The sequence below is a fragment of the Nocardia sp. NPDC004722 genome, assembly GCF_053601505.1.
On the sequence record NZ_JBSGBY010000223.1, the window covers coordinates 1 to 12127 of the forward strand.

General features: G+C 63.4%; 7 protein-coding genes. 3 read left to right on the forward strand and 4 right to left on the reverse strand.

What is annotated here, in order from left to right:
• Window positions 1-459 precede the first annotated feature (459 nt).
• Window positions 460-3264: a glycoside hydrolase family 3 C-terminal domain-containing protein gene (locus ACWELQ_RS21985; protein ID WP_452398918.1), complete on the forward strand. Its 2805-nt coding sequence runs from the start codon at window positions 460-462 to the stop codon at window positions 3262-3264.
• 68 nt (window positions 3265-3332) lie between these two features.
• Here ACWELQ_RS21985 and ACWELQ_RS21990 read toward each other — a convergent pair whose 3' ends face one another.
• Window positions 3333-3749 (reverse strand): SIS domain-containing protein, encoded by a 417-nt coding sequence (locus ACWELQ_RS21990; protein WP_452398923.1) that lies wholly within the window; start codon window positions 3747-3749, stop codon window positions 3333-3335.
• 1476 nt (window positions 3750-5225) lie between these two features.
• Here ACWELQ_RS21990 and ACWELQ_RS21995 point away from each other — a divergent pair.
• Both ACWELQ_RS21995 and ACWELQ_RS22000 read left to right on the forward strand, forming a co-directional pair.
• Window positions 5226-5963 carry a response regulator gene (locus ACWELQ_RS21995; protein WP_452398924.1) on the forward strand — a complete coding sequence of 246 codons (738 nt, stop codon included), beginning with the start codon at window positions 5226-5228 and terminating at the stop codon, window positions 5961-5963.
• A 101-nt stretch (window positions 5964-6064) separates the two neighbouring features.
• Complete coding sequence (locus tag ACWELQ_RS22000) at window positions 6065-6370, forward strand: fumarylacetoacetate hydrolase family protein (RefSeq protein WP_452398919.1); 306 nt, start codon at window positions 6065-6067, stop codon at window positions 6368-6370.
• Between the two features lie 237 nt (window positions 6371-6607).
• Here ACWELQ_RS22000 and ACWELQ_RS22005 read toward each other — a convergent pair whose 3' ends face one another.
• The 3 genes from ACWELQ_RS22005 to ACWELQ_RS22015 form a co-directional block, all read right to left on the reverse strand.
• Complete coding sequence (locus tag ACWELQ_RS22005; RefSeq protein ID WP_452398920.1) at window positions 6608-8293, reverse strand: glycoside hydrolase family 27 protein; 1686 nt, start codon at window positions 8291-8293, stop codon at window positions 6608-6610.
• Between the two features lie 377 nt (window positions 8294-8670).
• Window positions 8671-11397 carry a glycosyl hydrolase 2 galactose-binding domain-containing protein gene (locus ACWELQ_RS22010; protein ID WP_452398921.1) on the reverse strand — a complete coding sequence of 909 codons (2727 nt, stop codon included), beginning with the start codon at window positions 11395-11397 and terminating at the stop codon, window positions 8671-8673.
• A gap of 74 nt (window positions 11398-11471) precedes the next feature.
• A partial coding sequence (locus tag ACWELQ_RS22015; RefSeq protein ID WP_452398922.1) for a hypothetical protein occupies window positions 11472-12127 on the reverse strand: 656 nt, incomplete at its 5' end.

Here is a 12127-nt window from a genome sequence, read left to right on the forward strand (position 1 = left end):
GACCCGGCCGATCTCGGTCACCGGAGCCTCTCCATACAGCCATTCGCGTGCGATGCGATGCCAGTTGTTGCTGGCCCGCAACTGCCCGAGGGCGGGCCATGAAGCCTTCGTAGACCTTTAGAATAGGTAGACCATTTCGGTCGCGCTATCGCGTTCCAATTTATTCGGCAGATCTCACCAGCTGTGGAACCATTGCGACTGGACGTGGTCGCGTTCAGCAAACTCATTTTCGACCGACGATGCCTAGAACGTGGTTCGACCCATATGCACGGACATGCGCCGTGTCTCACAGAGGTGTCTATTATGCGAATACGTTTTCTATGCCTCGCAGCCAGTGTCCTACCCGGACTATCAATTCTTGTCGGATTGCCGGCTGCGGATGTCGCGGCCGCCCCGGCTTGTCCGTGGGTTGGTTCGTCCGCGTCGGCGGACGAGAGAGCCGATCAGGTTGTGGCCGCGATGAGCCTGTCCGATGAACTCAAAATGGTGGTCGGTTCGAGGGTCAACTACACCGGTAGCCTCCCCGCGATTCCGGCGCTGTGTATTCCGGCGCTGCACATGCTCGACGGACCCGGGGGAGTCGGCAACTCGTCGTTCGGGGTGACTCAGCTGCCCGCACCCGTGAACTTGGCCGCGAGCTGGGATCGGAATCTGATAACACAGTACGGGACTGTGATCGGCAAGGAGGTCGCGGGCAAGGGGGCGAATGTGTCGCTGGGTCCGACGGTGAACATCGTGCGGGATCCGCGCTGGGGCAGGGCGTTCGAGTCACTGGGAGAGGACCCGTACCTGGCTGGAAAACTCGGCGCGGCCGATATCACTGCCGTCCAATCCCAAGGGGTAATGGCCCAGGTGAAGCATATAGCGGCATACAACCAGGAAACCAATCGCAATACCGAAAAGGACACTGCGGTGGTGGATACTCGCACGCTGCAGGAGCTCTATCTGCCGCAATTCCAGGATGCGGTCGATGCCCATGTCGCGTCGGCTATGTGCACCTACGGCCGCGTCGCCACAACAGTTCCGGCGTTCGAGACCGACTGGACCTGCTCGCACAAATACCTTCTCGAGACGGTCCTGCATAACCAGTTCGGTTTCAAAGGCTTCGTCACCTCGGATTGGGAAAGCACCCACTCCACCGTCAACTCCGCGAACCATGGCTTGGACATCGAGATGCCCAAGCCCGTGTATTTCGGGGACGCGCTGCGCGCAGCCATCGACTCGGGCGAGGTGTCCAAGGAGCGCCTCGACGGCATGGTGCACCGGATCTTGCGAGAAATGTTCGCCTTCGGTCTGTTCGACAAGGAACCCTCAGGATCACCTACCGCGAACGTGACCAATCCTGAGCACGCGGCCACTGCGCGGCAAGGTGCCGAGCAGGGCACAGTGCTGTTGAAGAACACCGGCGTGCTGCCGTTGAACCCGGACACGAATTCGATCGCGGTGATCGGGGAGAACGCGGGACCGCAAACCTTGTCCCGTGGCGGCGGAAGTGCGCAGGTCATCCCGCCATACGTGGTAACCCCCGCCGATGGGATCGCCAACCGTGCGGGATCGGGCAAGACGGTCCAGCATGTGTTCGGCCCGCGAAACAGCGGCGCATTGCCCGACGTGCCGGCCGAGGTATTGACTGCGGCGGGCGGCGAGAAGGGGCTCACGGCGCAGTTCTACTCGAACCAGGACATGTCGGGTGATCCCGTCGTGACACGGACCGATAGCGTCATCGACTTCATGCTCAACGGCGAGCCTCCGGCGCCCGGCGTCAAAGGCATAGAATGGTCCGCCAAATGGACTGGAACCCTGACTGCGCCGAGCGACGGCTCGTACACGTTCTCGCTGTCCAGTGATTCCGCCAGCAGGCTGGTCATCGACGGAAACACGGTCATCGATCGGTGGACGTCCAGACCAGACGAAACTCAGACCGGGACGGTGGAACTGACGGCAGGACAAAAGGTTTCGCTGGAGGTCGATTACAGCCAAGGCAAGGAAGAAGAGCCGAACACCGCCATACTCGGCTGGCAGCCGCCCGGTACCGCGGAACCGTTGCAGCAAGCGGTCGACGCCGCACGGAACTCCGATGTGGCGGTGGTGTTCGCCGGCATCTATGAGGGCGAGTTCGATGCTGCCGGTGGTATGGGCGGCGATCTGAAAACGATCGGACTCTCCGACAATGACAACAAGCTCATTTCGGCAGTGGCAGCCGCCAATCCGAGGACGATCGTGGTGCTCAACACCGGGTCGGGGATCACGATGCCCTGGCTGAACGACGTTGCCGGGGTGTTCGAAGCGTTCTATCCGGGCCAGGAATACGGTAATGCCATCGCCTCGCTGCTGTTCGGCGATGTCAATCCGTCCGCGAAACTGCCGGTCACCTTCCCGGTGAGCCTGTCCGACGGTCCCACCACCACCGGCATACAGTGGCCCGGAGAAGCCGACGTGGTGCAGTATTCCGAGGGCAGCCAGGTCGGTTACCGATGGTATGACGCCCAGAACAAGGATCCGCTGTTCCCGTTCGGATTCGGTCTGTCCTACACCGAGTTCGAGTACTCGAACCTGACCGTTTCCGGACCGGACGGCGACGGAAAGGTCACCGTGAGTGCCACCGTCACCAACACCGGTTCCCGCGACGGAGCCGATGTGGCACAGGTGTATCTCGGTTCACCGAGTGCAGCGGGCGAACCACCGAGGCGGCTGCGCGGCTTCGAGCGGGTAAACCTGCAACCGGGACAATCCGAGACGGTCAACTTCACCCTGTCCTCGGCAGACCTGGCCAGCTGGAGTACCGCCTCGAACGGGTGGATTACGCCGGGTGGGACCTACCAGGTCTCAGTCGGGAACTCATCCCGCAATCTGCCGCTGAGCGCCACGTTCGAGGTCACGGGATCGGTTCCCGCTGGTGAGATGGTCGCGGGTGTAGCCGCCAACAGGTGCGTCGAGGCCAAGGACGGATCGAACACGGACGGCACGCCAATACAGTTGGGGCAGTGCAATGGTCAGGCAGCCCAGGTAGTCAGCGTTCCAGCGGACGGCACGGTGCGTGTGCTGGACAAATGTATCCAGGTCGCCAGCGGGGAGACCAAGGTCGAGCTGTCCAGTTGTGGATCCTCCGCTGCTCAACAGTGGCAGCCGCAGCCGAACGGTTCGTTGAAGAATCCAGAGTCCGGCCGCTGTCTGGATGATCCGGATTCGAGTGTTGAGCCTGGATCCGTACTGCAAATCGCCGACTGCAACAACAGTGCGGCCCAGCGCTGGCGGATTCCGTGAGATCGCAGTAGCGACGGCCGAAGGGCCGGTGCCGTGGAAGAGCCCACGGCACCGGCCCTTTCGTCCTCTCAATGGGTCAAGGTGACCTTGTTCAATCCCGCGGGGTGATCAGGATCAATCCCGCGGGCTCGGGCCAACGCCAACGCCGGCTGCTGACCGCGCACCGTCGCGAGCAGACACTCGCCGCGGCAATTAGGAGCGGGCCAGCTGATGTCTGCGTCCACTGCGCTGCCGGCCACGATGATCGGCGCACTCCGCTCCGCGAGAAGCGGCCGCAGGGCCAGGGTGTCGGAGGGACCCGACCCCGCCAGCAGCACGACGGGAGCTTGTGGGCCGGTCATCGCAATCGGCCCGTGTCGGAAATCCGCGGTTGAGAAGGCAGCGGCGACGACGCCTGTGGTTTCCTGAAGCTCGAGCACCGTCTCCATCACGGCCGGGAAACATGCCCCGCGGCCAACCACCGCCATCCTGTCGTAGGAGGCCAGTGCTTGAGCCGCCGCGTCGACCGGTGCGGTGTCGGAAAGTTAAACTGGCAATGCTCCCAAATAGTTCAGCGGCATCGCGTTCTGTCATCTCGCCAGGCCACAGCCCGGCCGCGAGCGCGAGCATGACAAGCATTTGTGCCGTAACGGTTTTCGTAGCGGGTACCGCGTTTTCCGCTCTGGCCCCGAGCGCGATCGACCACGGTGCCGCGGTGGCCACCGGAGACTCGGCATTGGTCACAGCGACGACACGCGCTCCGGCGGAGCTGTATCGCTGCGTCGGCTCGATGATCTCCGGATTGCGTCCCGACCGTGACAGCGCGTGCGGGTGCAGCCGGTGGTGTTCGGCTCGCCGAGGCCTTCGGTTCTGGTGGCATCGGCGTCGAACTACTGCTCCAGATCTCCTTGGGATCGAACGGTTGTTCGCCGTCCGTGCTCGCCGGGGAACTTGCCATCGCCCTGCTCGGCATCCGGGCTCCCATATTTGGCAGCCGAACGGCTGACTTCGGTCGTCGAGTGGCGAATGTTTAGGGCCGATTTGTGGATTGCCTGGCAGCTATTCCGGATGCGAATATTCTTCGGCATCCTTACGAGCTATACAGGATTGCCTTGAGCGCCGCCCCGATGGGCGGTCCTCCCGTGACACGGCGGGAGGGCTTGGAGGGGGATTTGTCGGCGGTTGCCTGGAATGGTTTGAGGCTCGGCGTTCACGCTACTCCGCACGCGTGAAACGCGCATTCCAGGCAATCGTCGACTCACCCAGGGTTCTTTCGGGAAGTTGTTGAACCGGCCTCTCTTGTCGTCCAACCGGCCGAATAATTCCAGCCGTGAGGCTAATGTGCCACTCGGTTTGCTGGGGGTAAATTCGGCTGATGACCTCGCATCAATCGAAGACGGCCATACGTGGCTGTGCTCCGGGGGATCTGCGCGTGGGTCGAGCATCCGAATCCCCCTGTCGCGGGAGGTGATGCGGATCGAGGCCTACCCGCACAACATATGATCCCTCCCTCGCGCGGCATGCACGCCTGTGCGATATTCAAGAATGCTCTAGTCGTGTGATCCCGTGCATGTCGGCGCGCCTTGATTGTGCAATGAATGTCAATTACTTGTTAGCTTGTCGAGAAGTGTTCGTCTACCGCTTGACTGGCGTAATCAGGTGACCTAACTTTGCGAAATCAATTGGCTCCAGCACGACCCGGAGAACCTCATGGCCGCCCCGCAGCATCTTGTCAGTCGCAGAAGCTCGCTCTTTATACTCTCCGCCTCCATCGGCATCGCCGTCCATCGGCATCGACAGGGCCGATCGGCTCGATGTCGCCTTCGTCAGGCACGCGCCATGCGGTAGCGCAACACCTACGCTCCCATCAATTTCAAAGTCCCGCCAGGAAATCGCGCAATGGCGGATTGATCAATAGGCCTGAGGCGCGGGGTACTCGGCTGTTTGGCGTGATGGATATCAAAGCAGATGAGGTATGGCAAATGGGTGCGAGTCTGATGATTATCGACGACGACGATCGAGTCCGTAGCGTGCTGCGGTTGGCTATGGAGGGCGAGGGGTACGAGGTGGCCGAAGCGCGAGAGGCCGAAGAGGCGCTGGCGAACCTATCTGCGCACGGTGCACCGGATTTCATGATCGTCGACCTGATGCTGGGAGGCATGGATGGCTTCACGTGTATACGGGAAATTCGCCGCCATTTCGATGTACCGATCATCGTGGTCAGCGCTCGAGATGACAGTCACGATGTTGTGGCGGCGCTGGAGGCGGGGGCCGACGACTATGTGACCAAGCCGTTTCAGGTGAAGGAGATCACCGCCCGTATGCGGGCCCTGCGCCGGCGCATGCAGCGGATGGGGCTGAGTGCGGCATCGGCATCGGGTTCGATGTTCCGGGCCGCGGATGACGTTGTGCTGGAACCCGACCCGGTCCGGCCGCTCCTCTTCTCAGCAGAGCGAGCGACCGTGCGGCGCGGTGGTGAACTGCTGCATCTCACGGATACCGAATTCCGACTGCTATCCGAACTGGCCGCGGTTCCGGGGAACGTCCTCACCAGGCGGACACTGCTGGAGCGTGTCTGGGACCAAGGCTTCTTCGGCGACGAGCGGGTGGTCGATGTCCATATCCGTAGGCTCCGCACCAAGATCGAGCGGGACCCGTCGAATCCCCGGATCGTCGTGACTGTGCGTTACCGTGGCTACCGGATTGAGGTGGCGCATTGAGTCCGCGTCACGGTGGACGTGAAAGTCCAGGTAGCTGGTGATGGCGGCCGTCCCTTGCCGACCGGTCCGATCATCCAGGTGCCGCCCAGCGCCCAACCGTAGTGGTGGGATGGCTGCCTCTGCACCGGCCGGCGGCGGTCGCGGCCGCGCTACCGCGGCTGCTGGCGCGGCCCGAGTTCGCTGGTGTGCGGCATATGATCCATCGCGATCCTGATCCGGAATGGTTGCTGCGGCACCTTTCCCAGTACGCCGTCCTCGAACCGGGCGATGTCATCAACACCGGCGCGCCGGAGGGCGTCGCACTCTCCGGCCGCTTTCCTTATCTCGCTGCTGGCGATGTCATCGAGCTCGAGATCGAAGGCATCGGCCGAATTCGGAACCTATGCCGGCCGGCCCCTATGAACTAGATACCAACCTAATGGCTCGAGGTCCCATCACACCCGTCCCTTCCCGCGCCCTGCGGGAAGGGACGGGTGTGTGTCCGCCTCCGGTCACCCGCCCTTGACCGGAAGGATGGCCACCTGATGCTCATTCGGCCGCCGCTTACGCAGTGGGTGATTCTGAAGCCGGATCCCGGAGGAGATCCACGAGGTCGTCACGTCACTCATCCTGGATCACCTGAATGCGCGGTAGCCGGATCCCCATCAGGTCCTGGTCCACCGCTGATTCGCGTCTTCTTGGCAGGTCCCCAAGATCAACGGTGTGCCGTTGGCGGTGCCGCCGTCGGAGACGTCCAGACAGAGTTCGGAGTGGACAGATCGGATCGTGCCGTCGGAGCCGAAGGTCCACTTCTGGCTGTCCTGGCCGTTGCAGGTCCCGGTGATCACCCGTGTGCCGGGAGTGGTGCCCTGCTCGTAGGCGTCCAGGCACAGGTTGCCGAACACGCGCACCTCACCGCCGTCCCAGCTGGTCCACAGCTGGTTCGCGGCGTTGTGGCAGTCCCTGAGCTGCGTGGCGGCGCCGGGTGCGGTGGACGACTTCTCGACATCCACGCAGCGGTCGGCGGCGTCGCTGCGCAGCATGGAGGTGGTGTTGGCCACCGGAGTGCCGCCGCTGACGCGGAACGCGGCCACACCGTGCGCGGGCACGCTCGCGGAGATCGCGCCGGTCGAGGAAGACGTGCCGCCGGTCCACAGATCGGTGACGGTGAACGAGTCGCCGCTCAAGCCGACCTCGGCGGCTGTGGTGCTGACGGATGCGCTACCGTCGCCGCGGTTGAGCAGCCCCACCGCCACCGACCCGTCGCTCAGCGGCTTGGCGAACACCTCGGTCGCGCCGTCGACACGCACCCGGCGGCCACCAGCGCCCAGCGGATCCTGGTTCACCGCGATGAGCCGCTCGTTGCGCAGGATCGCGCTGACGTCGGCCGACATGCTGTGGATATCGTTGCCTGCCATCAGCGGAGCAGCCATCAACGCCCACAATGCGAAGTGCGAGCGCGATTCGGTCAGCGTGAGGCCGGGTCGGCCGACCACAAGCATGTCCGGGTCGTTCCAGTGACCGGGGCCGGCCTGCGCGGCGAGCGGCGCGGTGATGTCGAGGACGTTGCCCACGCCCATCGGGTATTTGTTGGTGTTGCCGTTCTGCCAGATGTCGAGCAGGTCCTCGGTGGTCCGCCACAGGTGGGCGACCTCGCCCCAGTTGTAGTCCGCGCCGGTGACCGGGTGGAAGCTGTTGTTGCTGATGCTATAGACGATCGGCCGTCCGGTGGCACGTAGCGCGTCGCGCATCAGCGTGAGCCGCTCGACCTGATCGTCCCGCGTGCCCTCCGGCGAGCACCAGTCGTACTTCAGGTAGTCCACGCCCCATGAGGCGAACGTGTTGGCATCCTGCACCTCATGGCCCGCGCTTCCGGTGGAGCCGGGGAAGACATCGTCGCGCTGGGCGCAGGTCCGATCGGTCGGCGACTGGTAGATGCCGAACTTCAGGCCCTTGCTGTGGATGTAGTCGCCGAGGGCCTCCATGCCGCCGGGGAAGCGGGTCGGGTGGCCGCGGAGGGTGCCCTGGGCGTCGCGCTGCGGGTCGAACCAGCAGTCATCGATCACTATGTACTGGTAGCCCGCCTCTTTCATGCCCGAGTCGGCCATCGCATCGGCGGCCTGCCGGATCTTCGACTCGTCGATGTTGCAGCCGAAGGTATTCCACGAGTTCCACCCCATCGGCGGGGTGACGGCGAGGCTGCTGTCGTCCCGCGCGGTCGAGTTCTCGACCGTCGGGGCCGCGGGCTGTGCCTGCGCGGCAGGGACACCGGTCCCCGGACTCAGGGTGACCGCGGCCGCGGCTGCCAGAGCGGCCGCGGCAAGCGCAGCCATCGATCTCGATAACTTCATGATGTGTTCCTTACTCAATGGGTGACACTTGTGGTGACTGGGAGTTGGTGTTGCGGATCAGGACGGTGTGATGTCGCTGATTGCCGTCGATGCCTGACGGGTCACGCCAGGTCGAAGATCCCGTAGCCGAAGCCGTCGATCCGCAGTCGGTTGCCCTGGATCGTGGTGCCGAGATTTTCCACCGCGCGCATGACCCGGTCGTGCGGCGTCGAGCGCGATCTCGGCCGCGCCGCGTCGCGGATTCACCGCCACGAGGAAGCGGTCGCCGCGCAGGTAGGTGAACGGGTAGCCGGTGGACAAGACCTCGAGATCCGAACCCGGGCTGAAGGCCGAGTTGGTCACGGCCGGCACCTGCATGCAGATGCCGGCCGCATGTCCTACGACGCGGACACGTCCGCGGTCGTGGTGTCGAGGTTCCAACCCGAAACGCGCAGTTTCGGTGTGGCCCCGGCGAGGATGTCGGTGCGAACCCAGGCGGTCAAGGTCACGGACTCGCCAGGCCACAGGGTCACCTGGTTGTTGGACCAGGTGACCGGCAGCACCGGCTTGTTCTGTGCGTCGACCAGATGGACGTCGGTAAGCAGTGCCGGTGTGCTTCCGCCTCCGGTGTTGGTCAGCTGCACGGTCATCGTCGTCTGTCCGTCCGCGCCGGTGGAACTAGTGGCAGTCGCGGACACCTCGGACTTGGCCAGCTGGTTCAGACCCTCCATCGAGGCGAAGGACTTAGCCGGGGTATACGGCCAATCCTTCTTGTTTTCCCAGTCGACGACCTCCGGTTTGGTCGAGAGCCAGTAGACGTTGCGACTGACCTCACTGCCTCCGGCATCGGTCAAAGTCAGCTTGGCCAGGTAGGTCGTATCCAGATTGTCGACTTGCTCCGGAATGGTCAGAGCCACGGCCTTGCCGCCGTTTCCGGGCGCGCTGTCCACCGGGGTATCCTGGTGGAACTTGGAACTGCCGTCCATGTTGTAGAGATCCACATGCGCGGTCAGCCCAGCCGCGGATTCATTGCGCTGGTTGATCACCACGACGGAGCGGTCATCGTAGGAGTACTGGATGTGAAGCTCCTCATTGGCTTTCTGAGTTCCGAAATAGCTTCCTTCCTGGTCGAAATAGCGGTCGAACAACTGCCAGTGCAGCGAGGTCCACGGACTGTTCAGCAAGAAGAAGATCTGGCCCGTCGACGGCCGGTCGGCGTCGGTGAAGTTCCGGGCGTAGGCCTCGAATTGGGCACGGACCGACTCGTACTGCGAGAGATGGGCTTTACGGACGAACTCCTCCAGGCTCGCAGGCTTGCCGTACCGGTTGTTCATTGCGTTGGCGAATACCGCCAGGCTTTGAAATTCGGCCGCACCAGTCGGTGAGCGGTGGTACTTGATCGCCTCAGGGTGCTTCCAAAGCTCCTCGAGCTCGGCCGGTGAGAGCATCCGCCGGAGGGTGTCCAAGGTAGGAATGTTTACCCCAGAAGACGTTTCGGAGTTGAACCCCTCGGCGCCACCGATCTGTTTCGCGTACCAGTAGACCGGCGGCACCCATTCGTAGGGGCCGACCATCTTCATACCGCTCTGATAGCCTGCGCTGGTTTTGCCGTCGATATCGCTGATCACCGGCAGTTGCCAGTCCGCGCCCTCGAGGGCCTCCCGGTAGGCCTGTCCGGTCGCCTCGAGCGGGGCAAAGTCGCTGCCGATGAGGAACGAGACCACACTCGGGTGATTGCGCAGCTCGGCCGCGACCGTCACCATCGAATCCTTGGCGATCTGGAGATCGCGGCCCTCCAACGGCGTCGGCGGGCCGGCCTGCTTGACCTCCTCCCACTTGTTGCAGCATTCCCAGCCCGGCAACAACATCATGCCGACCTTGTCGGCCATCTCGAAGAATTCGTCCGGCTCCAGACGTCCTTCCAGCCGAATCGCGTTGATGCCCATGTTGAGTGCGTAAGTGAATCGATCGGCCGCCTCCTGCGCGTTCCAGCGCAGCAGGATGTCGGTCGAATCGTTGGCGCCCCGGATCAAGGTGCGCTTGCCGTTGACGAAGTACTCCCGCGCGCCGTCTTTGTTGATCGGGGCCTCGATGGTGCGGATGCCGAACCGCTTTTGCGCGGTATCGGTCACCACCCCATTCGTTTCCGCCGTCATTTTCAAGTCGTACAACGGGTGCTCACCCATACCGGCCGGCCACCAGATCTGCGGATCGGCGAACCGCAATTGTGAGGTGTCGGCGGCGTTGAATTCGACCGGCTGGGTCTCGCCCGCGGCCAGCGTCACGTCCTTGCTGAACCGCACCTCGCCGATCGCTCCGCTGACGGTCGTCGTGACGGTGTTGTCGGAGGTGTTACGCACCTTGGCCTTCACGGTGAGATCGGCCGAGGTGAGCGACGGGTCCACCGCGGTCATCACGTGTGCGTCGTCCAGGGACACCGCACCCGCGCGGCGGATGACGATGTCGCGGAACATGCCCATGTTGTTGTCGGCGGGACTGGGATTCCAGTCGATCCACCCGATGGTGAGGTCTTTCTTCGCATCGTTGGGCTGAACCCGGAATGCGACGGAATTGGCTCCGGTCTTTACCGAGTCGGTGATATCGCGCTCATAACGCGGATAGACGCCCGCTATCTCGTCGGCGCCGGCAATCTTCTTTCCGTTGACGAAAACGTCTGCGGCGGAAAGGATCCCCTCAATGTTCAGATAGGTTCGGGCGGAGGTGTCGTTGACGGTGAATTCGGAGCGGAACCACCAGGGCACCTGGAAGGGCCCCTTGGGCTGGTCCATGTTCGTGGAGAAGAAGGGGTCCGGGTAGGTGCCGTCCGCCACCAACGCGGCCATGACAGTCGAGCGCGGGCCGGCCGGGTGCCAACCATCAGGCCGGTAATCGGGACTCGAGATCTTTTCTCCGCTGTCCCCGGCGTCTTTCGAGGACTGAATGGCGAAATCCTTCAGGGCAGTGGTGGAGCCTGCCTGGTCGGAGATGGCGGTACTTTCTACCGGTCGTGCGGCTGGAGCCGCAATTGCGTCCCCCGGCAATCCTGCGGCAGCGGCTGCCGCGATCAAGATGCCCACGACCGACACGGCGCCGCCGTGTCGACCGAAAACTCTGGTTGAGGACATGGAACCTCCTTGCTCAGGCTCGAGATACGAGCCCATCTGGATTCGGGCGCACTGGTCACGCCCTGAATTTCCGCTTACGCGTCGTAACTGACTGCGACGCTTCGCACTTGGTCGACATAGACCAGCGAGTGGTTGTAAGCGAAGATCGCTTGCTCCCAGCCCGCGGCGGTAGACAGATCGCCGCCGGCGGCACACAGATAACGGGCGGCGGACAGCGCCGCGTCGTGGATGTTGTCCAGGCCACCCGAAAGATCCTGGGTTTCAACAGGTTTCTGATCCTCCAGCGCACCGGCCACGACGTCGTAGTCGCTGTCGGCCCGGATTCCCCAGCGATTCCAGGTATCCGGAATGAACTGGAAGGGCCCCATCGCGCGGGCATACACCACATGTCCGCCCGGAACGGTCGAGGCGACTTCGGTGATCACGGCGTTGCCGCCGGTACCGTCGAGTTCGACGCCTCGAATCGCCGACGACACCGTCCCGTCATTGTCGATGGTGGCGCCGCCGAAGCGGGCGTGATCACTTTGCACTCGGGCGATTCCGGCCAATGTGGTCCAACCGAGGTGGCACTCAGGCCGCGCCTGCGCCATGACGCCCGTCGCGTAGCCGTCAGCCTGAAGGGCTCGGACCGGGATGTCGTGTCGATCGGCTCGCTTCAGTGCCCAGTCGAGCAATTGGTCGAGCTCGAGCCGAATGGCTTCTGTGCGACGTCGCCGGCGATGCCGCACCG

Excerpts from the sequence above, each read along its gene's own strand:
- ACWELQ_RS21985 (WP_452398918.1), top strand. The coding sequence starts at position 460 with ATGAGCCTGTCCGATGAACTCAAAATGGTGGTCGGTTCGAGGGTCAAC.
- ACWELQ_RS21995 (WP_452398924.1), top strand. The coding sequence starts at position 5,226 with ATGGGTGCGAGTCTGATGATTATCGACGACGACGATCGAGTCCGTAGC.
- ACWELQ_RS22005 (WP_452398920.1), bottom strand. The coding sequence starts at position 8,293 with ATGAAGTTATCGAGATCGATGGCTGCGCTTGCCGCGGCCGCTCTGGCA.
- ACWELQ_RS22010 (WP_452398921.1), bottom strand. The coding sequence starts at position 11,397 with ATGTCCTCAACCAGAGTTTTCGGTCGACACGGCGGCGCCGTGTCGGTC.